18 protein-coding genes are annotated in these 23,121 nt (G+C 37.7%); 9 read left to right on the top strand and 9 right to left on the bottom strand.

Going from position 1 to position 23,121, the window contains the following annotated elements:
* Positions 1-98: 98 nt before the first annotated feature.
* The gene (locus PPBDW_RS09175) at positions 99-1,904 is read right to left on the bottom strand and encodes an MOSC N-terminal beta barrel domain-containing protein (protein ID WP_243423020.1); all 1,806 of its coding nucleotides are present in this window, start codon (positions 1,902-1,904) and stop codon (positions 99-101) included.
* A 761-nt stretch (positions 1,905-2,665) separates the two neighbouring features.
* Here PPBDW_RS09175 and PPBDW_RS09170 point away from each other — a divergent pair.
* Positions 2,666-4,540, top strand: coding sequence for a hypothetical protein (locus PPBDW_RS09170; RefSeq protein ID WP_036794992.1), 1,875 nt, complete (start codon positions 2,666-2,668; stop codon positions 4,538-4,540).
* Between the two features lie 220 nt (positions 4,541-4,760).
* Here PPBDW_RS09170 and PPBDW_RS09165 read toward each other — a convergent pair whose 3' ends face one another.
* Positions 4,761-4,976, bottom strand: a complete 216-nt coding sequence (locus PPBDW_RS09165; protein ID WP_036794990.1) for a DUF465 domain-containing protein — start codon at positions 4,974-4,976, stop codon at positions 4,761-4,763.
* A 261-nt stretch (positions 4,977-5,237) separates the two neighbouring features.
* On the opposite strand from PPBDW_RS09165, the gene PPBDW_RS09160 reads away from it, so the two are divergent.
* The 4 genes from PPBDW_RS09160 (at position 5,238) to PPBDW_RS09145 (ending at position 8,859) form a co-directional block, all read left to right on the top strand.
* Entirely contained in the window at positions 5,238-5,777 is a 540-nt protein-coding gene (locus PPBDW_RS09160; RefSeq protein ID WP_036794987.1) for an MAPEG family protein, read from the top strand.
* Between the two features lie 101 nt (positions 5,778-5,878).
* A complete protein-coding gene (locus PPBDW_RS09155; RefSeq protein WP_054262046.1) occupies positions 5,879-6,529 on the top strand; it encodes a polysaccharide deacetylase family protein in 651 nt (216 codons plus the stop codon).
* Positions 6,530-6,545: 16 nt separating this feature from the next.
* Positions 6,546-8,405: an HAD-IIIC family phosphatase gene (locus PPBDW_RS09150; protein WP_054262045.1), complete on the top strand. Its 1,860-nt coding sequence runs from the start codon at positions 6,546-6,548 to the stop codon at positions 8,403-8,405.
* A gap of 91 nt (positions 8,406-8,496) precedes the next feature.
* On the top strand, positions 8,497-8,859 hold the full coding sequence (locus PPBDW_RS09145) for a GlpM family protein (protein WP_036794986.1): 363 nt from the start codon (positions 8,497-8,499) through the stop codon (positions 8,857-8,859).
* 53 nt (positions 8,860-8,912) lie between these two features.
* On the opposite strand, the gene PPBDW_RS09140 is transcribed toward PPBDW_RS09145, so the two are convergent.
* The 3 genes from PPBDW_RS09140 to ppsR form a co-directional block, all read right to left on the bottom strand.
* Positions 8,913-10,259, bottom strand: coding sequence for a DEAD/DEAH box helicase (locus PPBDW_RS09140; RefSeq protein ID WP_036794985.1), 1,347 nt, complete (start codon positions 10,257-10,259; stop codon positions 8,913-8,915).
* Between the two features lie 93 nt (positions 10,260-10,352).
* On the bottom strand, positions 10,353-10,631 hold the full coding sequence (locus PPBDW_RS09135; protein ID WP_036794984.1) for a hypothetical protein: 279 nt from the start codon (positions 10,629-10,631) through the stop codon (positions 10,353-10,355).
* A gap of 101 nt (positions 10,632-10,732) precedes the next feature.
* Positions 10,733-11,566 carry a posphoenolpyruvate synthetase regulatory kinase/phosphorylase PpsR gene (gene ppsR, locus PPBDW_RS09130; protein ID WP_036794982.1) on the bottom strand — a complete coding sequence of 278 codons (834 nt, stop codon included), beginning with the start codon at positions 11,564-11,566 and terminating at the stop codon, positions 10,733-10,735.
* Between the two features lie 151 nt (positions 11,567-11,717).
* On the opposite strand from ppsR, the gene ppsA reads away from it, so the two are divergent.
* The 3 genes from ppsA (at position 11,718) to PPBDW_RS09115 (ending at position 17,085) form a co-directional block, all read left to right on the top strand.
* Positions 11,718-14,084, top strand: coding sequence for a phosphoenolpyruvate synthase (ppsA, locus tag PPBDW_RS09125; protein ID WP_036794981.1), 2,367 nt, complete (start codon positions 11,718-11,720; stop codon positions 14,082-14,084).
* Between the two features lie 145 nt (positions 14,085-14,229).
* Positions 14,230-15,108, top strand: coding sequence for a sulfurtransferase (locus PPBDW_RS09120; RefSeq protein WP_036794980.1), 879 nt, complete (start codon positions 14,230-14,232; stop codon positions 15,106-15,108).
* A gap of 15 nt (positions 15,109-15,123) precedes the next feature.
* Positions 15,124-17,085, top strand: coding sequence for a response regulator (locus PPBDW_RS09115; RefSeq protein WP_054262044.1), 1,962 nt, complete (start codon positions 15,124-15,126; stop codon positions 17,083-17,085).
* A 56-nt stretch (positions 17,086-17,141) separates the two neighbouring features.
* On the opposite strand, the gene PPBDW_RS09110 is transcribed toward PPBDW_RS09115, so the two are convergent.
* Complete coding sequence (locus PPBDW_RS09110; protein WP_036794979.1) at positions 17,142-19,343, bottom strand: immunoglobulin-like domain-containing protein; 2,202 nt, start codon at positions 19,341-19,343, stop codon at positions 17,142-17,144.
* A 518-nt stretch (positions 19,344-19,861) separates the two neighbouring features.
* On the opposite strand from PPBDW_RS09110, the gene def reads away from it, so the two are divergent.
* Positions 19,862-20,374, top strand: coding sequence for a peptide deformylase (gene def / locus PPBDW_RS09105; protein WP_036794978.1), 513 nt, complete (start codon positions 19,862-19,864; stop codon positions 20,372-20,374).
* Positions 20,375-20,448: 74 nt separating this feature from the next.
* On the opposite strand, the gene PPBDW_RS09100 is transcribed toward def, so the two are convergent.
* From PPBDW_RS09100 to PPBDW_RS09090, 3 genes are all read right to left on the bottom strand, one after another.
* Positions 20,449-21,408: an LD-carboxypeptidase gene (locus PPBDW_RS09100; protein WP_081045054.1), complete on the bottom strand. Its 960-nt coding sequence runs from the start codon at positions 21,406-21,408 to the stop codon at positions 20,449-20,451.
* A 45-nt stretch (positions 21,409-21,453) separates the two neighbouring features.
* Entirely contained in the window at positions 21,454-22,581 is a 1,128-nt protein-coding gene (locus PPBDW_RS09095) for an anhydro-N-acetylmuramic acid kinase (protein WP_036794976.1), read from the bottom strand.
* 150 nt (positions 22,582-22,731) lie between these two features.
* On the bottom strand, positions 22,732-23,019 hold the full coding sequence (locus tag PPBDW_RS09090) for a hypothetical protein (RefSeq protein WP_036794975.1): 288 nt from the start codon (positions 23,017-23,019) through the stop codon (positions 22,732-22,734).
* Positions 23,020-23,121: the final 102 nt, after the last annotated feature.

Below are 23,121 nucleotides of genomic sequence, written 5' to 3'. Positions count from 1 at the left end.
CGAACGAGATAGGGAATCTATTATTAACGTGTTGTATCTTATTGTTTTCCACTCGTATCATTGATGGCCGATACGGAGAATAGCTCACGGTTATTTCATTACTGACTAATTTTGATATTAGATGTTGGAATTGAACAACAGGCTAATACCATTCCTTGTTGTTTATCATGATCATTTAATGCTGTGCTTGGTTGTTGTAAGACTTCACCTTCAATGACTTTAACCTTACAACGGCCACATAAACCTGCACGACAACCGTTTTTTATGGGTAAATCTGCGGCTTCAATTTGATCAAGTAAGCTAGCCTGGTTATTTCCAGTAAATTGTTGTTGATTAAATTGGATGTTAATTGAGTGCTGTTGTTCAGGTACTGCTAATTGTTGACTAAATTGCTCTTGGTAAAAGTGAGCGGCAGGTAACCCTTGATTTATTAACAACTCTTGTGTTGTTTGGCTAAAGCGTGCATTACCACAGACATAGGCATGATAGTTGGCGAGGGATTGAAGTGACACAAAGTGCTCAGCACAGATACGGCCACAAAAAGAATGAGTCGAATCCTGTTGTTGGGTTAAACAGATAAATATTTTTATTTCTGGATGCTGGCGTTCTATTGCTGCGAGTTCAGTGGCAAATGGAATATCAGCCTGTGTTCGACAGTAATGATAAAAAATGAGTCCCTGAGTGTTTTTTTCGGCGATCAAGCTACGTAGCATCGACATCATCGGTGTGATTCCACTGCCAGCAGAGATGAGCAATGTATTTTGTTCTTTTTGTGGTTCGAGATAAAAACTCCCTGATGGCGTATCACTCCATATGTTGTCACCGACCTGTAAATTATCATGAAGCCAATTAGAAACCATGCCTTGATCAACTTTTTTCACAGAAATAGTGTAATGCTGGTGTGTTAGCGGTGATGATGAAAGGGTATAGCAACGCTCAAAAATCTGATCATTGATCGAGATATGAATAGGTAAGTATTGCCCCGGAGAGTAAGAGGCCAAAGTTTTTTTTTGCTGCGCTTTAAAAGAAAAAGAAACAAAATCCTTTGCGATGGGCTCACGTTTGATACACGTTAAAGCGATACGTTGATCTTTATATTGCTCTGGTGTGCGATATGATAATACTTCAACGCTATCACCTTGATGTATGATTCCTTCTTTTACGACGATAGCATTCATACCAAAATTAACATTTGTTGGGATTGCATTGTCAGAACGAAAGGTCATCAGTGTTGCAAGCGGTTCGTTATTGACGGCTTTTTGTGCAGTTTGAGGGTCGTAGTTGACTAATACACAACGGCTGCATGGTGCTTTAATTTCAAGCTCTACTTCGCCAATTCGAATTCTTTTCCAACTATCTTCTGCAAAAGCTTCAACACCTGAAACGACTAAGTTGGCACGAAACTTATCTATTGAGTGAATTTGTTGGGTACGTGCATTAAGGTTATCTAAAGATGCTTCAGAGATAATCATGACTGGAAAATTATCAGCAAAACTGACCTTTACTTGTGCTTTTCCTCCTGTTCTTTGACTTTCAATGCCGTTATACAGTAATTGTGCAGGTTGGCCTATAATCTCACTAACCCATTGATTTGCTTCTTCTGATGTTGTGTAGGCTTGAAAGGAATCATTCCATACGACAGTTGATGTTTGTGTCTGCGTTAATTGTGTAAAATCCAAAGATAGTGGTGCTTTATTTGGAAAATTAAACAGTAAACCATGAGGTTGAATAACAGTAGTGAGCTGAAGTAATTGAGGATAACGTCGAGAGGTGATCATTGAACCATCAGTTAATGCGATCATAAAACGACGATCAATATCAATACCTGCGGATTTGACGATAGCGTGAGATAAAGAGAGTTTTTGAGTTGATTTAATAGGGTATATATTAATTTGAGAAAGCATTTTATTCACTGAGAATATCATCCTATGAGGTTAAATCGATACTTATTGCTTGAATAATGGAATTTCAGTGTTAGTGAAATGTCAGCTAATGACTGTTTATTAGTAAACTGTCTGTTTTTAGTGATTAAATGGGCGAAAAAGTGGATCTTATAATAGCTAGTGGTTTGTTGCTTTTATAAACCATTCTCTGTTGATTTTTTCTGGTTTTTATTAATTTTGTACTTATATGAAATTATATTGTTAGTTTGCATATAAATGTAGAAGTTATATGTGGAAAAGAATTGCTTGATGGTCAGTGTTATAATAATCCAGAATAATGTTAATTTATTAAACATTACTAAGAGTAATTTAAACACAAGGTATTTTATGTTTTCAGTGAATGACTATTAAGAATAGAAAATATGAGCTCGCGCTTTTAAGTGACATTTATTGATGTAATGATTTTTATTTTTTAAATCGTGATAAAGGAATATTTGGGTTGTATTTATATCACTTTCTACATTGTTTTTATTCTTATTTAAGAATTTACAGTGAAGGTTTATTTGGTTGAGTGTTATTTAGGGTAAGGTTATACCATTTTATTATTTTAAGGTGTTGATGTTTATTATTAGTCGGGTAAATTCGTTTAACTGATTTCATTTATACAATATTCAATAATAACTAATTTTATATTGATTCAGCTATCAATTTATTATTTTAAAGCTTGCACGAAAAAGATGACACCTTAATAATCGGCTGATTTTTTATTTTAAGGTATTGATATGATTAACTCTTGTCCTCCGCATTGTGGAACACCGACATACTTAAGTGATACATATTGCCCTATTTGTGGTGATACTCTCGATGAAAAGCGTGCGTTGAATAATGTGCAAGACTTGTACCCAGATGCTTTTAATAGGCTTAAAGCACATTATCCAAATGCACAGTTAATTACTGGCCAAATTACTAAAACGCATTTCTACAAGCGAACAAAGCATACCAAGAATAATACTAATAGTTGTGCATTATGGTTTCTGACGGTTGAAAGTACTGATGGTATTCAATATCTATTTAATGTTGATGCTGAGAATAAGATCCTTGTTAACTTGAAAGTCGGTGATGTTATCACGTTTGCTGAACCTTACGCGGTTAAGGTACCAATGGCGCGTGATAATAATATCCCAGATGCGATCACCAATGATATTTTGCTTGATGCTGTTGTTTTACATACTGGTGAGGGACAGTTTTTACAACATGTGGGTATTCACCAACCGATTAATCCAATCGAGAAAATCATTACATACTATTTTTTTGCTCTTCTTTTTGCGGTGATTTTGGGTGGGTTTATTACATTGGCACCACACGGTCTTAATTTTTTCAAAGGAAATTTTTGGATATCGGTACTGCTCATTGGGGCGCCTGCCTTGTACTTTTGCCATCGTAAGCACCGTGAATTTTCTCAGGTGTTTGAAGATGAAAAACGGGTATATCAGTCATTCCTTGATATTTTGCCATTGATGCAAGGTGTTAGTTTGACGGATCTAGGCTATCACCAGAAAGTACGTCCAAAGGGAAATGATGACATATTATGTGACTATTGTGATCATCGCTTATCTACGCAAGCACATTATTGTCCTCATTGTGGAAAATCTCAGCACAATAATGAAACGGATGTCGATACTGTGATAGTTGATGCCATGGTGGCGTCTCATGATGGTGAGCTGGGGGCGGAAAGTGCGTTAATGACAGCGCCTAGCGGGGAGAATGTCGTTACAACAGAGAATATTGTTATGGCACACGCTGCCACGGCAACTCTGGCTGTTGAACCATCGGTTACCGTTAAGCCTCGCCGAACTGTTATGGATGTCATTCATGCCAAAATGGCCGAGTTTCGTTACGATCATGAAGATAAGATAATATATCGACATGCTTTGGTTCCTAATGAAGAACTTAAAGTGACGGCTTGGTGTTACATGGCGCGAGTGATTGAGCGTGAAGCGAGTGTGGATATTAATCGTACTTCGGTGACGACGACGACGACTCGAACAGATCGTTATGGTGATAAAGATACCTGTATCTCTACTCATCATACGCGTGATGTTAGTTTCAATTCAAAATTGTTGATGCGTACCGAGCTGGGTCATGAATTTGAGTTGTGGTTACCCGAAAAAATGCGCAGTTATACTGATGTGGGTGACATCCTGATGGTGGAGGGAGTGAAACTTGAGGACAAGTCTGGTAAATCACACTATTACAACCCACATTATTTAAACATAACGAAAAAACGATATAACCGTGAGGGTTCAAATCTTGGTAGTTATAGGAATAAACCGATTTTACCTCAACTGATTCAGCTTTCTTTAGCTCTAATCTGTCTATGGGGATTTATTGAAATTGAACCGCAGATGTTGGCGATATTTCATCAGTGGGCGTGGAGTAGTGCGCTTATTAATCACTTAGGTTATACCATTTTTACGGCGTTACTTACTTTTGTTCCTTATATGCTGTTCTGTATCGTGATCAAGTGGCTGGATTCCCGTTCTCGTGATTGGTACAAAAATGAAGCTATAAGGATATATCAGCCAGTGTGGGCATTAAGAGATAAAGCGCTAGATGATATTGATGAACTACATGATTTGTTTACAAAGCTAAACTGATCGTCACTATATATGCCAAGTGTACTAAAGGTATAACAAAGTAATCTGTACGATACTAATGGCACTCATTGTTTAGAGTGTCATTGGTTAAAGAATTAAGTTAATAACAAATTTGTATTTCGTTTAGTCGGTATTATATGCTTGGAAAGGTTGTAAATTTAAGCAAACATCAAAGCAGAAAAGAGAAGCGGATCCTTATCTTTTCTGCTTTAATTTCACATTACTTATTTGCTACACTTTTTAAATAAGCTAAGATTTCATCTTTCAGTAAAAGCTTTTCTTTTTTTAATTTATCAATTTCTACTTCATCAAAACCATCTTTTGACGTCATTTTTTCAATTTCAACATCTAATTCATTATGCTTCTTGTATAAACGGTCAAAAGCAATATCTTTACCTTCTAATGAATCGATTAATGCGCTGTATTCTGTAAACATGATTTTATCCTCATAATTAGTATGTACTTAGTTATACGCATTATCTGAATGAAAAATAAGAGATATTTTACTCTATTTATGAAAACGAATTTTACTTTTTACGACTATTGAAATAAAACTTGGCAGCCATAATATTGCAGGTTTTGACAACAATGTTTATGCTCATCTCAGATATATTTATATTAGGATTTAATGTTACGTGATACGGTAAGTATCCTCATGAATTGAAACAATGCGTATTAGATTTATTTTGAGGACATAATGCAATTATCAAAGAAACAAATTGGTGTATTGAAAGGTATGGCGTTAGCAATGCTAATTTCTATTATTGTCATATCGCTAACAATTTTTTTAGATCCTTTTCATTATTCGACTATTAATCAACTATCACAAAAGTTGACGGTATTAGGGCTTTCTTTGATATTACCGACATTATTTTTAATCGTTTCAATTGGACGATTAGCTAAGTTTAGATTTTTTAGCCCAGAAGATATTGATGGCAGCGGGTTAACCTCGGCTACAAGTGAAGCAACTGTTTTACAAAGCTTACTTCAAAATACCTTAGAACAAATTGTTATCACATATGGTGTATATACTGCTTGGTGTCTATTAATGCCAGCGTCTTGGTTATCAGCTGTACCTTTGTGTTCAGTGTTATTCGCTATTGGGCGTATATTCTTTTTTAGAGGTTATAGCCAAGGTGCCCCAGCAAGAGCGTTTGGTTTTGCATTAACATTTTATTCAACAGTGCTAATGTTTTTGGTGCTTGTAATATATCAACTGATGGTCGTTATTAGCTAAAATCTTACCTATGACTGTTTATTATTAGAATAGGGTGTCATTGACATTGTTTTTATGACTGCCTATACCTAATAAACAGGGATGAATAATAGGTGGAATATATGACAAGTTTAAAGTCAGTGATTAAAAATATTATTCCTCCATGGGTTGTCACATATAAAACCGCTGAAAAGGGGATTTTATTAACCTTTGATGACGGCCCTGATCCAGATATAACGCCTCTCATATTAGACTTGCTTGAGCAATATCGAATCCATGCTGTTTTTTTTGTGTTAGGTAAGCAAGTGGCAAAGCACCCTAAAATTATTCAACGCATCGTCGCGAATGGACATTGTATTGGTAATCATTCTTTTAGACATAAAACTGCAGATGAGTTGAGTTTTAGTGATTATTCTGATGATCTCAATAAATGTCAGAATATTTTGAAACCGTTTATTACGTCAAGCCCAACATTATTTCGCCCGCCTGAAGGTCGGCTTTCATTTTTGGTTTGGTTTGTCATTAAATATCATCGTATGCAGGTGATGCTATGGTCGATTGAGTCGGGGGAGTGGGGGAAATATTCTCATGAAAGTGCCGATCAAATGTTCGACCGTTTAGTTAGTGATATTAAGCCACATGATATTGTTCTTATGCACGATAATAGCCGTAAGGTTTTATTATTACTAGAAAAACTATTGCCGGTGTTAGTTGAGAAGGGAGATGAATTTATTAATCCCAAACAGGCTTTCCCGTATTTACATCATCATTAACTGAACAGTACTGAGTATGTATCAGTTAGAGGTTTTATCTCAACAAGATTTACGACAAGCGCTTTGTTTACCTAATGAGGTGCGACAGGCCTTTATTTTAGGCCAAACTGTTATAGATAACTGTTTTAGATATTCAGTCTTGCAGTGGGAAGAGCATTGCACTGAATGTGCGATGCCTGCCTGTTATAAGACATGTGATCTGTATGAACCGCGCCGTGATGGTCATTGTCGACGATTTGTGAAAGGTATTGTTCCTCTTTCAATTGCTGAGCGTCAATATCCGGTAGTTCAAGTTGACTTCAAACGTTGGGGGGCATTGATGTCAACATCATATATTGGCGTATTTGATCCTCAACAGGCTGATATTATTAATCGCAAGGCATCACGTGCTGAATATATTGCTCAACATGCTGAATTTTCAGATGGATTATCTATTGCTGGACGACGGGGTATTGTTGTTCGAATGGCGACTCGGTATAAAAATTATTTAAGTCAGTCTATGATGCCTAAGCAATGTGCGGATGCTTTTCTCATTGAAATATATTGTGAAACGGAAGTAGATTTGAGCATTGTTATTCGAGCTATAAAAGGTAAATTGAATAAGATCCCATTTCAATATCGTCTACAAAAAGCGGCGGGTTATCATCAAGTTTTTATTCCTTTTAAAAGTATTGCTCCACATGTTGATTTTCAAGAAATGCACTTTATCAATATTATTCCTAATAGAAGTGAAGCCGAAGAGGAGAATCCATTAACCGTTGTTTTTGGGTTTGTCGGTTTTATTCAGCAGAGCTCTCAGTTACAAGAAAGAATATCGTTAGATGTATTACCTAATAAATCTATTAAAGTATTAGTTTGGGATTTGGATAATACATTATGGGATGGGGTTCTTGTCGAAGATGGCGAAGATCGAATTCAACTGAAAAAAGGTATAACTGATGTTATAAAAACCCTCGATGCTCGTGGCATTGTTAGTTCGATTGCCAGTAAAAATGATCATGATAGAGCTTGGGCGCATCTTGGTGCTTTAGGCCTTGCTGCATATTTTGTTTTTCCTGAAATTAATTGGGGGCCTAAAAGCCAATCAATTCAACGAATAGCTGAAAATTTTAATGTTGGTAAAGACACTATTGCTTTTATTGATGACTCCGCATTTGAAAGAAATGAAGTAAAGAACATACACCCTGAAGTAAGTATTTTTAAACATAGTGATTATATGACGTTAACTGAATTAGCGGCATTTAGTCCCCAGACTTCATCGGAATCAGCATTAAGACGTTCTTTTTATGTTGCTCAACAAAAACGATCAACAGTGCGCTGTGGTTTTGATGGGGAATATGGTGAGTTTATAAAGACGTGCAATATACAATTACAGATTAGATGCGCGCAACTGACATTTATCGATCGGATCCATGAATTAGTACAACGAACTAACCAAATGAATTTTTCAGCTACACGCTATGATCGTGAAATGTTGATGCAATTAATTCAAGATCAATCAGTAGCAACATTTTTTTTAAACGCAACGGATAAGTTTGGTGATTATGGAACGGTTGGTTTTTGTATCATTGATTTGAATCAGCGTCGAGTAACGGATTTGATGTTCAGTTGTCGTATTCAATCTAAACGGGTGGAACATGCTTTTTTAGGTTGGTTGTTAAATACGGCTTATTTGTCGGGTTGGGATTGTTTACAAGTTGAATATAAAGCGACAGCAAAAAATAGCCAATCTGAAAAAGTATTCTCTGATCTAGAATTTAAAAAAATCACTCAGCACCAAGGTGTAGCTGTTTACGGTAAAGAAACAACGAGTGAGGATATAAGTGATGATTTTATAACCATTGACGCGCCTAATATTGTTTTTACTGATCGTTAATCCTACGTTTTATATTATAGCTAACATAGTTGTATCGCTTTTTTTTACTTTTAATTATTATGATAGCAATGATGATTATTGAGGCTAGGGAATGGCGACATTATTTTTTAAATGTCTATTGGGTGCCGCAGCAGTATTACTGATTGCGTTATTATCGAAAAGTAAGAGCTTTTATATTGCAGGATTAGTGCCTTTGTTTCCGACATTTGCATTAATTGCTCATTATATTGTGGGCTCAGAGCGCAGCATGGAAGATCTTCGTATGACAGCCTTGTTTGGATTGTGCTCGTTAATACCTTATGCCGGATATTTAATGGCAGTGTATGTCTTGAGTTATTACTATAACTTAACCGCAACGTTATCGTTAGCAACGGTGGTATGGTTAGGTTGTGCTGGATTATTGTTAGTAGCGTGGACGCGTTGGAGTCCATTACTGATTGCTAATTCGCTTTAATAATGACGATCGCCATCTTAATGTCTTGCGCTAAGATGGCGATGTTATATTAATTACGCAGATTTAGGCTTGCGTGTACCGCGTGGAATACCGGTATCACGATCAGTGATTGGTTTACGGTTTCTTGGCTTCTTTGCCTTTGGTTTATCTGTGCTTGGTGTGTTGCTACGCGGCTTATCATTGCGACGTGGCTTACCATCAGTACTATTTTTATCTTCAGGTTTATTGTATTTAGGTTTGAAGTTTAAAATAGAAATTGGCACTTCTTTTGTTGGTACAAAGCCTTCAATTTCTTTACGAACGATTAAGTGACCTAATAGACGCTCAATCATGCATAAGTTTTTAAAGTTATCGCGTGATACAAATGAAATCGCTTCACCTTTAGATCCTGCTCGACCTGTACGGCCAATACGGTGAACATACTCTTCTGGTGGGAAGGGTAGATCATAGTTCACTACGCGGGTTAACTCATCAATATCTAGACCACGAGCAGCAACACCGGTTGCAATTAAGTATTTCACTTTACCCGCTTTAAAATCTTCTAAAACTTGTGCGCGTGCGCCTTGACTACGACCACTATGAATAGCTTCAGCAGCAATACCACGTTTTTCAAGTTGGCTAACTAATTTAGCTGCACCATGCTTTGTTTCAATGAAGATTAACGCCTGATCCCATTGTTGCTCATTAATTAAATGGCTTAATAGGGATGACTTCATGTCTTTATCGACAGTGATCAGGCACTGATCAATTTTAGGTTGTGATGCTTCATCTTTGGCAACACTGATCTCAACTGGATTACGAACTGCTGTTTTTGCCAGTAAACGCACTTGAGCAGATAGCGTTGCTGAGAACAACATGTTTTGACGATCAAGAGGCAAGCGTTCGATGATCTTATTAATGTCTTCGATAAAGCCCATATCTAACATACGGTCGGCTTCATCAAGCACTAAAATTTCAATGGCGTCGAAATGAATAGCACGTTTAGTGTACATATCCAATAAACGACCTGGCGTTGCAACCAGAATATCAACACCCTCAATAAGGCGGCGTTTTTGTGGTTCGTAATCGACACCACCGTACATTGCCATAGAGGTTAAATTGGTGTGTTTGCTGTATTGGGCAATATTTGCCTCAACCTGAACAGCAAGTTCACGTGTTGGCGCGAGAATTAAAGCACGCACTCGTTTAGCTCGTACTTGCTGACCATCATCAAGCATTTGCAGAATTGGAAGCACGAAACTGGCTGTTTTACCTGTACCTGTTTGTGCTGCTGCAAGTAAATTTTTGCCGGTTAGTGCCACCGGAATGGCTTTTTCTTGAATCGGCGTAGGAGTGGTGTAACCCATATCGGTTACTGCTTTAACGATAGCGTCGCTTAATCCAAGCTTAGAGAAAGGCATGTAGAATCTCAGATAAATAAATCAAATAACGGCTCTCCCTAGTGTTAGGGTAACAGCCGACGAACAATAATGCGGATTATAGCACGGGCGACATTAGCTCATTATATTATTTCGTATTAAGCCTCGGCGAACATTTTTACACAGTTTGCCAAACTGCCTAATTTCATCAAACTGTGGAGTAACCCCACGTTCAATCGCGTGCTCCCAATAACTGACTTCAGTATCGACTAACTCTAATAATTTTTTAGGACAGCCAATGCATTTGTTATCAGGACCACAAACAAAGGTTTCAGGATCATAAAGTGGAAACGCCTGCTTAACATCGCTTAGAAGTTGACGCATGGCTGTTTGACGATCAGGTTTTTTATTCATGGTGTGTATGTACCTGTGCTAAATCAGTATTCTAATTAAGCACAGTGTAAATAACCATATTTATATTATATCTGATATCACTTGATCTTTATTTGGTTGAATTAACACATGTTTCTTTTTAATCCGCTCATTGATAGTAGTCGAGTTGATATTTCTTCAACGGATAATGACGAGGTGTTTAAATAAGGAATGGCTTCACGGCGAAACATAGCTTCCACCTTATGCAGCTCGTCTTGACATTGTTCTAGACTGGCATATTCACTGTCAGCAAAACGCTCATTTCTAATTGCAACTAATCGTTCGATATCTATCGTTAGACCAAAAGTTTTAAAGCGGTAAGGCTCAATAGCTTTGGGGAGTTTTAATGCTGACATATCATCGGCAATGAAAGGATAATTGACCGCACGTAACCCAAACTGCATTGCTAGATATAAACTCGTGGGGGTTTTACCACAACGAGACACGCCCAATAAAATAATATCGGCTTGTTCTAAGTGGTTGAGTGATACGCCGTCATCATGAGCTAGAGTATATTCGATTGCTGCAATACGATCATGATAACTAGCAGAGTCTTTATTTATACTGTGTGAACGCTGTAATTGTGGTGTTGCTTTCATGGCTAAATCACGCTCTAAAGGTTCAACTAAAACCTTTAGGACATCATAAAAAAGCGCATCAGCTTGTTCTATGATCTGTTTTATTTCAGGTACAACCACAGAATAAAACACGAGAGGTTGTACGCCATGCTTTTCATTTGATTGATTTATAAGGTTTTTTACTTGTTTGGCGCGTTCAATTGACTCAACAAAAGGCAGGGTTGTTTGTTTAATATCGAGTGAAAATTGACCTAAAACGGCATGGGCGAGAGTCTCTGCCGTTATCGCTGTACCGTCTGAAATGTAAAACACGTCACGAAAATTGGTTTTATTTTGCATTGTATATTGAATCCTTCAAAAAAAGTTGCAATTCTGTGCTTCATAGGAATAGCGAAGAGATACGTTAACATAAAATGGCATATCTTTAACACCGTTCACGCAAACGATTGCTGGTGTCGCTCGTTTTAGCTAATGATCAAGGAGAACTACCGTGCAGCAGAATGTTATTTGGTACAGTGATCTGTCAATGAATGATGTTGATAGAGTTGGTGGCAAAAATGCTTCCCTGGGTGAGATGGTAGCAAATTTGTCTAATGCCGGGGTGAAAGTCCCTAATGGTTACGCGACAACCTCCTATGCTTTTAATCAATTTTTACAAGCTAATGGATTAAGCCAACGTATTTACGCTTTGTTAGATACACTTGATGTTGATGATGTGAATGCACTAAAACAAGCGGGTGCAACTATTCGTAATTGGGTACTTGAAAATCCATTACCAGCAGCGCTAGAAGATGATATCCGTACTTGTTACCAACAACTCGGAGAAGGTGATGAGATGCTATCTGTTGCGGTCCGTTCATCTGCAACAGCTGAGGATTTGCCTGATGCATCGTTTGCTGGACAGCAAGAAACATTTTTGAATGTACGCGGTATAGATGCAGTTATTGAAGCAACTAAGCATGTATTTGCTTCACTATTTAATGATCGTGCAATCTCATACCGAGTTCATCAGGGCTTTGATCATGAAGGCGTAGCATTATCTGCTGGCATTCAACGAATGGTGCGTTCTGATAAAGCCTCCTCTGGCGTGATGTTTACATTAGATACTGAGTCAGGTTTTGATCAAGTTGTCTTTATTACTTCTTCATGGGGACTTGGTGAAATGGTCGTTCAGGGAGCTGTAAACCCAGATGAATTTTATGTCCATAAACCAACTCTAAAGGCAGGAAATCCGGCGGTTGTGCGCCGTACTATTGGCTCTAAACTTATTAAGATGGTTTACGCTGATGGTAAAGATCTTGGAACCCAAGTTGAAATAACCGACACTACGGTCGTAGAACAAAGCCAGTTCTCATTAACTGATACTGAAATTATGGAGCTGGCTAAACAAGCACTGATTATTGAGCAACACTATGGCCGTCCAATGGATATTGAATGGGCAAAAGATGGTAATACCGGTGAGTTATTGATTGTTCAAGCACGCCCAGAGACAGTACGTTCGCGTGATGATCAACAAGTAATGGAACGTTTTCATCTTAATGATCAGGGACAAACCTTGATTGAGGGACGTGCGATTGGACAACGCATTGGTAGCGGTCCAGTACGCATTGTGTCTGATTTATCACAGATGGACCAAGTACAGCAAGGTGATGTGCTGGTGGCTGATATGACCGATCCTGATTGGGAACCGGTAATGAAAAAAGCGTCAGCGATTGTTACTAACCGTGGTGGGCGTACTTGTCATGCTGCTATTATTGCGCGTGAATTAGGTATTCCTGCTGTTGTAGGCTGTGGTGATGCTATGGCACTTCTACAAGACGGCCAAAATGTAACTGTATCTTGTGCACAAGGTGAAACGGGATATGTTTATGATGGCATTCTTGAATTTGAAGTACGTCGCTCTGAGGTAGAACAATTACCAACATTGCCATTAAAAGTGATGATGAATGTGGGTAACCCTGATCGTGCATTTGATTTTGCTTGTATTCCTAACGAAGGTGTTGGTCTCGCTCGGTTAGAATTTATCATTAATAAAATGATAGGTATCCACCCTAAAGCGTTACTAAATTATGATCAGCAAAGTGTCGAAATAAAGGCTGAAATAGACAAGCGAATTATCGGTTATGCAAATCCAGTTGAATTTTATATTGAGAAATTAACGGAAGGTATCTCAACATTAGCTGCAGCATTTTGGCCTCAGCGAGTAATTGTGCGGTTGTCAGACTTTAAATCAAATGAATACCGTAATCTTGTTGGTGGTGTTAATTATGAGCCAACAGAAGAAAATCCAATGCTAGGATTCCGTGGAGCATCTCGTTATATCGCACCACATTTCCAAGATTGTTTTGCACTTGAATGTGAAGCGATAAAGCGTGTTCGTGAAAAGATGGGATTGAAGAACGTAGAAATTATGATCCCATTTGTGCGTACTGTCAGTGAAGCTGCATCTGTGATTGACTTATTGGCTAAATTTGAACTGCGTCGCGGTGATAATGGCCTTAAAGTGATGATGATGTGTGAATTACCTTCAAACGCGATTTTGGCTGAAGAGTTCCTTAAATACTTTGATGGTTTCTCAATTGGTTCTAATGATATGACTCAGTTAACACTTGGTTTAGATCGGGACTCTGGTGATATTGCGCATTTATTTGATGAACGTAATGATGCTGTGAAAGCGATGCTATCGTTAGCCATCAAAGCAGCCAATAAAGCGGGTAAATACGTAGGTATTTGTGGTCAAGGGCCATCAGATCATGAAGATTTTGCTCGTTGGTTAATGGATCAAGGTATTGATTCAGTGTCATTGAACCCTGATACGGTATTAGAAACATGGACTTTTTTAGGTAAGCCTCACTAAATTGATGCTTAAAATAATACGCTAAATAAATATTAAGCCTGACTTTTATGTCGGGCTTTTTTTACGTTCTTTGCTACGCTTAATAAATACTATTATGAAACTGATGGTACTAAGTTTTACTTATAGCATTAGCAGGGATGAAAACATGATTAAAAATATAACGACAATATTCTATGTTGTAATTCTATTTTTTATCGGCTTAACAAAAGCTTATGCTAGTGAACGTCTGCATCAATGGGTGATAGATAGCACTTGGTTACAGCAACAAATTATTCAACAACAGCCAATTATTATTTTTGATGCTAGAGATAAAGACCTGTATCAGCAAGGGCACATAAATACTGCAATTAACTTTCCTACTGCATTAACCTATGTTGAAATTAATAATGCTTATTATGTGAAAAATATAAAAAAAATAGCGCCATTATTACAACAAAAAGGAGTAACGATCTCACAACAAATCATTATTTATGATCAAGGCGATCTCAAAAATGCAGCGCGTTTATTTTGGGTGTTAGAATTATACGGTATTAAAAATATTGCTATTCTTAATGGGGGGATTGATGCTTGGTCTGAGCATTATCCACTTACTGAAAAAAGTACAATAGCTCAACCGTCGCAGTATTTTCCTGTATTAAATCCCGCAGTTTATGCCAGTACAACAGTTGCTAAAGTGGCTGCTTATAGTGATTTATACCAGCTATATGACAGTCGAACATTAGCGGAATTTATGGGTGAGCGTTCAGCAACGAAAAAATTTGGTCATATACCGACAGCCAAAAATATCCAAAATAGTGTGTTTTTTAATACAACGACTGAGGGGACTAAAATACTGAAGTCCCCTAAGCAGCTTGAAAGTATCTTTGCCACCTTAGATAAAAGTCGTAAAAGTGTGACTTATTGTAATAAAGGTAGAGCCTCAACGTTGACGTATTTTTTAATGAAACAAGCTGGATTTAAAGTGTCTCATTACGATGGTTCATGGTTAGATTGGTCAGAGAAAGGATTACCCATAGAGAAGTAGATCGAGGGGTACTTTATGCAAGATACATCTGAGATTTATTGTATTAGTCAGCAACTCAAATCACAAAAAGGGTTGTTTCATAAAATTGCTTTAATGATGAGTGGCGTATTAATTTGTGTCATGTTAACAGCATTAACACTCAGTTATTATAGTAATACTCAGCGTTTAGTTAAAAACGTAAAAGTCATGATGAATGCACTAGCACCTGTGTTTATAGATACTATCGTATTTCAAGATACGGAGTCATCATTAGAATTTAATCGCTTAATTAGTCAGTATAAAGAAATTCGTTCATTATCTGTTTATGATTTTAATAATAAACTTCTCCATTATTATCATTCAGATGATGCCCAAGATCTTAATTTAAGGCCATTTCTTTATATATCAGGATTATCTAGATATAAACAGGATTATCTATTAAGTTATCCTGCTTATTTTAATGGGGACCCAATTTTCAAATATGTCGTTTATTATAGTTCTAGCAATATTATTAAAACGATAGTGATCCAAATATTGATTTATGTTTTACCTTTTTTGTTTTTTATTGTATTTATTCTTTTTTATATGTATCACAAAGTTACCCAACCATTAAATTATCTCATTCGTGAATTAACGAAGATGGGATCTGGTCGGTTAGATATTTCAGGATTGAAAAAAGATGATAGTGAAGTATCACTATTAGCGATCAAACTCAGTAAAGTTGATAACTATATTTTTGATAATGAAACCAAGCTACAAGGGTTGAACAATAAGTTACAGCAGCAAACTAACCAACTCAATGAAGCATTGCGAATAAAAGGTAATTTTATGGCAAATATGAGCCATGAAATTCGAACGCCAATGAATGGTGTTTTAGGGTTTGTACAATGTTTAGAGGATAAAAATTTAGATCATCAATCAAAACAGCAGGTTGAATATATTAAGCAATCAGCAAATGCGTTACTTATTATTATTGATGAAATATTGGACTATTCAAAATTAGAAGCGGGTAATGTTGAATTACGTTTTAATCATTTTCATTTAAAAACGTTTATTCACGGCTGTATTGCTCCTTTTGAACACCAGTTACGAGAAAAAAATATTCAGTTATACACGGATATTGATGCCAATATAGCTCCTTATTTTGATGCTGATGAAGGACGAATTCGGCAAATTTTAACGAATTTGTTAGGTAATGCTGTTAAATTTACCCATCGTGGAAGCATTGAATTGAGGGTGGGGTTATTAGACGATATTGATAGAAGCTCAACAACACCTCATGATCAGCTAGGGTTACACCAACAGCTATGTTTTAGCGTTAAAGACTCAGGAATAGGTATTGCTCCTGAAAGTATTGATACTATTTTTGATTCTTATACACAAGCAGATGGTTCTATCTCGCGTCAATTTGGTGGAACAGGGCTAGGTTTATCCATTTCGAATAGTTTGTGTCAGTTAATGGCGACGACATTAAATGTCACTAGCGAACTAGGTAAAGGTACAACATTTTGGTTTAATGTTAACCTTAAATGTTGCGATCATCCACAAGCGATGAGTTGCAGCGAAAATTTTAAAAATGATTTAAGTTTTTATGCAGATAAACGCATTTTGGTTGTTGAAGACAGTAAAGTAAATCAACAGTTAATCAAGGCGTTTTTAGGTTCTTTTGGTTTATTGGATATTAATATTGTTAGTGATGGTGTGTTGGCGATTGATTACATTCATGGTCATGTTACCGATGTGATTTTGATGGATTGCCAAATGCCCAATATGGGCGGTATTGAGGCAACGCAACGTATTCGTCGTATGGATATCGTACAGCCATATATTATTGCGTTAACGGCTAACGTGCTTGAACAGGAAAAACAACATTGTCTTGACGCTGGTATGGATGATTATCTATCAAAGCCAATAGATAAGAAAAACCTATCTCGAACATTAGAACAGGCCTTTTTACAAATAGGCACGCTACCATTACTACAAAAAAACCAGCAATAAGCTCTGTACTTACTACTGGTTAATATTAATTATTGATAACTATTGGCGACAATTAATTATAGCTTGTCCCAAGCATCAGCCCAGTATTGAGATGTACCTGGAGCATAAGATGCGTTAGCACACCAGCCAGTGTAAGGCCATGGTTTACATTGGTAAATATTACCATCGTTAGCTAATACTTTATCTCCAGCAAGATAGGCTTTACCTGCTTCATACGCAGGAGCATCAGTTACTGGCGGCTCAACGGTGCCTTTATCTTCAAGTGTAAAATCTAAACGTTGTTCTACGTTTTCATTGTTTGATGTTGCGATCATACGCAGTGAATATTTACCTGCAACGACATCGTTAAGTACCATATTAATCGTTTTGTTGCTATCTACACTATCGGTAAATTGCCCACCTGAAACAGGGTAGCCCATTGTATCAATAACATCGATCTGTACTGAACTCGCTTTATTAGCGTTGTAATTAAGGGTTAATTTTGCAGTGCCGTTAGTGATAGTGTAATTGCCATTAACACCGGTTAGGGTTGCAGTAAAATCAACATTAGGTTGCTCTGTACCGCCACCACAATCGGTATCACCAACTTCACGCCATACACCCCATTCGCCAGTTGTGCCTGGTTCATTACCTTGTGTCCACCAACCAGCTTGCCATTCTTTACCATTGTGACTTACAACATCACCTTCAACATAAGTAGCATCGGCTTGCCATGCTGGAGTACATACGATAGAGCCATCGTTAACAACCACAACACGTTTTACAGTTACGGTTTGGTTAGCACTGTCAGTAATGCTATAAACAAGCTCATATTGACCCGTAATTGCAGTGTTTACTGTGCCAGAGACTAATATTTTTGCCGTTAGATCGCCGTCTTCAGCATCTGTTGCTACAACGCCTGCCATTGGGTCAAAGTTTTCACCGACTTTAATAACGCTATTTGCTACGCCAGTGAAGGTTGGAAGGGCGCTAAATACAGTTACTTTACGTGGTGATACTGTTTCGTTGTTATCAGAATCTGTAACTGAATAAGTCAGTACATATTCACCAACACGTTGAATATCAACAGAACCCGTTACGGCAATAGACGATGTTAGATCACCATCTTCTTTGTCGTTTGCGGTTACGCCTGACATTTCATTAAATGTTGATTTATGTTGCACTCGAACATCAGCGATACCAGTAAAACTTGGTTTACCCGGTTGGACTACTGGTGGTGTTTGATTATGAATAAATGGACCATAGGTATCAATAAAGCTGCTGTTGTATGCTTTACCTGATGCGTCAGTGCCGATATCCCAGTTAATTGACCATGTCATTACACCACGAAGAGGTTGAGCTTGGTTCTCTAAACGTTTAAACGCATCAAACAGATCTTGAGGCTCTTTAATAAAGCCTGTCGCTGCAGCATCGATATTAGTTGGAATACCAAAAACTAACTTATCATGCGGAATTGTTGTAAAGCCGCGGGTACCGTTAACTAATGAATCAGCAATGTAATAGATGAATTCTTCTTTTAGCGCATCGTTGTTTTGCGCAATCCAGCCTGGGCCTTCAACATAAACACCGTCGCCACCTTGGTTATAAAACTGCGGATTGATCCAATCATAGTAACCGTCAAGTCCTGTGATATAAGGAACATACTTACCAGCAGCCGTTAAGTATGGGAATTCAGGTGCCATTGTGATCAGGAAGTTTTTACCTTGCTCACGGTAGTGATCTTTTACGATACGTAATGCTGCAGGGATAACAGTTTGGTTATCTTTAGCATCAATTGCCGCTTGCTCAAGATCGATATCTAAACCATCAAACCCGTAAAGATCGGTTAGACGAATAACTTCAGCAGCGAAAGCATCTTCGTCGCCTTTTTGTAATTCAACATGCGCATCAGCACCACCAAGCGCCAGTATTACTGCACGGCCTTGATCGTTAAGTAGCTTAATTTGAGCGATAAATTGTGATTCAGTTAAACCTGTTGCAGGATCTAAATGAAAAGTAGGGATACGGCCTTCAGCAAGGTCGTAAACTTTCATGAAAGAAACAGCAACCACATTATACATTGGGTTCGTTGCTTCTAGGGTCATTGCCGGGGCATTACCTGCTTTATAACCTCGGCCATCAGCCCAGTTATGCCAGTAACCTACAACAACACCGCCTTCAGGGTTAACCATCTTTTCGCCGGCATTAACGGCAAAACTCATCGAGGCTAACGCTAGAGCTACAGTGTTTAATGTTAAGACTGTTATTTTTTTATTCATTTATTTGACCCTGATATAAGGAGGAGTTGTTATAATCTAAGAGCGAATAAATGCTATCACAATAGGTATTGATTAGAAGTGTGATTTTGTAACAAAAAACTTTTAAAACAGATGCTTACAGTGTCAATTAATTGTCGAGGCAGTGTCAATATCTGACTGAATTTTGTCATTATTCAATCGTAATTGAACGGTGGGTTATTTGGGGTGAGGTTTTGAGCAGAAATAATATATAAAGTAAGCGCAAATATAAAAAACACTACACTTAAAGAGGAGATAACATCGAGATCAGTTATTACTAGATTATGAATACATATTAATAAAACGGTCTTTTTTTATTATGGTTTTAGTATTGAATTAGATTCACTTATTAGATTAATTGTTATTATCAATTGTTGCTGAGGCCATTTTCTAGGTAAAATAGCACCATCAACAGAATATACGTTGGGATTATGATCCTGAGCGTTAATCTGATAAGTTACTGCAAAGTAACCTAAATACTAGATTAAGTAAGAGATAAAATGGCAGTTTTAGAAATTTTAACCGAACCAAATCCAAAGCTACGCGTTCAAGCTGAAGAAGTAACAGATGTAAAAGCTGAACATATCCAAACGCTTATCGACGACATGCTACAAACCATGTACGAAACGGGTAATGGTATTGGTTTAGCAGCTCCTCAAGTAGGCCGCAAAGAATCTATTATTGTTATCGACTTATCTGAAGAGCGTGATGAACCACAGGTATTCGTTAACCCTAAGATCGTTCGTGGTGAAAACCCAGTGATTGGTCAAGAAGGCTGTCTATCAGTACCTGATTACTACGCAGATGTAGAGCGTTTTGAAAAAATCGAATTAACTGCGCTTGATCGTGATGGTAATGATATTCACCTTGAGCGTGATGATTTTCTTGCTATCGCACTCCAGCATGAAATTGACCACCTAAAAGGTATTCTTTTCATTGATTATCTTTCACCTCTTAAGCGCCAAATGGCAATGAAGAAAGTGAAGAAATTCTTGAAGACGCAAGCGAAGTAACTATTTAAACCGTAGCTATCGAAAGGCTGTTGAGAACTACTCAGCAGCCTTTTTTATTGGTAAATGATGACGATTTATTTACTGTGAAAGGGAGTTTGAATACATGTTGCGTATTCAGTCATGTCTAATCCCGTTGAATCTTGGTTACGTTGTAACGTGATACTTTCACCGAGAATAAAAGGTTGGTTATATTTTCCATGGCCAAAGAAAGGGAAGTAATAAACCGGCTTATCGTATTGCGCTGCAAATTGTTGTAATACCGCTTTATACATCATGCGTTCTTGGTCGGTTGGGTCTATGGAATAATATTGACCAAAAATAATTGCTTTTAAATTATCATCTTTTAGAAATAATAATTGTTGTAAATATCTATCTAGCTGACGAAAGGTGACCCCAATATCTTCAAGTATTAAGATCTTATCTTCAAAATCAGCTTGGTAGTGAGTACCAAATGTTGCAGCCACAAGCGTATGATTACCACCGATTAACGTACCACTGATAGATGCAGCCTGTTGTGCTAATGCATTAAGTGGTAAGACATTATCGTAAACAACGCCTCGCGTCATTAACGCTGTTATATCAGGCAAAGGCTGTAGATTCGTTGCACCCATCTCAAGATGATTATTAGCATTTACACCATGAATAGAGCGCCATCCTAGCTCGTTATTTAAAAAGCCATGAATAGCTGTCACATCACTGAATCCTACAATCACTTTTGCTGGAATTGCTAATAGCTGTTGTTTATAACGATGTAGGTATGGCAATAGGTTTAATGCACCGCCACCACCTCGATAAAACCATAACACTTCAATTGTCGGATCAAGGAGCGCTTGAATTAGGTTATGTGCTCGTGCTTGATCGGTATCAACGTAGCCAAAATCAGAGATATTTTGTTGTAAATACTGGCAACTGACTTGATAACCGTGTTGCGCCAAAATAGCCGTTACTTGTGGCACTTGTGAAGGCTCATATTGAGTAGAGCAAGCGATAAGGGTTAGATTTTTATATGGAATGTTTGCAGCTTGTTTATTCATGGCTAATTCTCATCAAAGGTAAATAATCATCGATAGATACGATGTTTAGTCTGCAGGATAAATAGCCCCTAATTGCGCTAAGCGACGAGCTCCTGTGACTTCGGGTAAATTACCAGATTGATGATGCATAGTACGGTATGCCAGCCATGCAAAAGCCATTGCTTCCATGTTATCAATATCGACACCCCGATCTGCGGTTGTCATAACACACCAGTTTGGGAGTAACTCTGTCAGGCGCTGCATTAAAATAGAATTATGAGCACCGCCACCACAAACTAAGAGTTCATTTGGATTAACGGTTGCTGTTAAGCCCGTTTTTTTAACCTCATTAGCGATGGTTTGGGCGGTATATTCAGTGAGTGTTGCTTGAATATCGCAAGCAGAAAGTTGCAGTTTCTCAATAGCAGGATCAGTTAAGTATTGTTGTAACCATGTGAGGTTAAACAACTCACGACCAGTACTTTTAGGTGCTGGTTGCTCTAAATAGGGTTCTGATAATAAAAGTGTTAATAATGGAGTGCTAATGCTGCCTGAACGTGCCCAGTTGCCGTCTTCATCATAATTTTTTTGCTGGTGGAGGTTGATCCATGCATCCATCAACATATTACCAGGGCCTGTATCAAACCCTGTTACAGCTTTATTGGGTTCTAATACGGTAATATTTGCAATGCCGCCAATATTTAAAATAACACGGGTACATTGGGTCGAGCTAAAAAGTTGTTGATGGAAAGCGGGCACCAGTGGCGCGCCTTGCCCACCAAATGCCATATCTTTACGACGAAAATCAGCAATGGTAGTAATGCCTGTTTTTGCGGCAATTATATTGGCATCACCAATTTGCATCGTAAATGCATATTCAGTATGTGGCGAGTGAAATACCGTTTGACCATGGCTGCCAATAGCTGTGACATCAGCGGCTTGAGTATTGGTTTTTTTTAGTAGTGCTAATACGGCATCAGCAAAAAGGTGACCTAAACGATGGTCGAGTTCACCTAATGTTTGTAAGTTAGTTGGTTGGCCTAAACAGATATCTAATAAAGATTGTTTGAGGTTATTACCCATAGCAAAGGGATGCGATCCAAGTAACTGAATATTATTGTTGTTAATTTCAACGAGAACAGCGTCAACGCCATCCATACTCGTACCTGACATTAAACCAATATATTTTTCCATCGCGATTCCCACTATATTTCAATTTAACAGCAGTGATTTTTACACTCGTTAAACCAGTTAATTATACTGATCACAGTATAAGGTATGCAGTCACTTTAATCAGAAGTGACTGAGAAATAAAGCGTAGATGGAATATTTAGTTTATTGCGATCAATGCATAACGGCACGTGAAGCTGCTAGGCTTTGAGATCCTTGCTGTTGAACAACACTGTTCATTTTATTTGCAAATTCAGCTAGTTCATGACTAACCGCAGAGCTGGCAATGATCGCATCATCAAGATCAAATATTTCAATCATGTGGCCGGTTGTACCATCGTCATAAGTACCTGAAACAAAATGAATCGCGGTATCAGTTAGAATCGAACGACCATACGTATTCTCGACTAAACGCATCCAGTGGATTAATTCATCATGATTTTCTATGATTTTTGAGTGCATGAACACTTATCCTTTTATCATTGGAGGCATACATTGAGAGGACCGATTGTCCTTTATTTTGTGATGACCTTTTATGCGTTAAGTCTATCAGTATTGTCAAAA

It is taken from the genome of Photobacterium kishitanii, assembly GCF_000613045.3.
GTDB classification, from domain to species: Bacteria; Pseudomonadota; Gammaproteobacteria; order Enterobacterales; family Vibrionaceae; genus Photobacterium; species Photobacterium kishitanii.
Note: the sequence above shows the minus strand (reverse complement) of the source record. Positions and strands in the feature narration are given on the sequence as shown.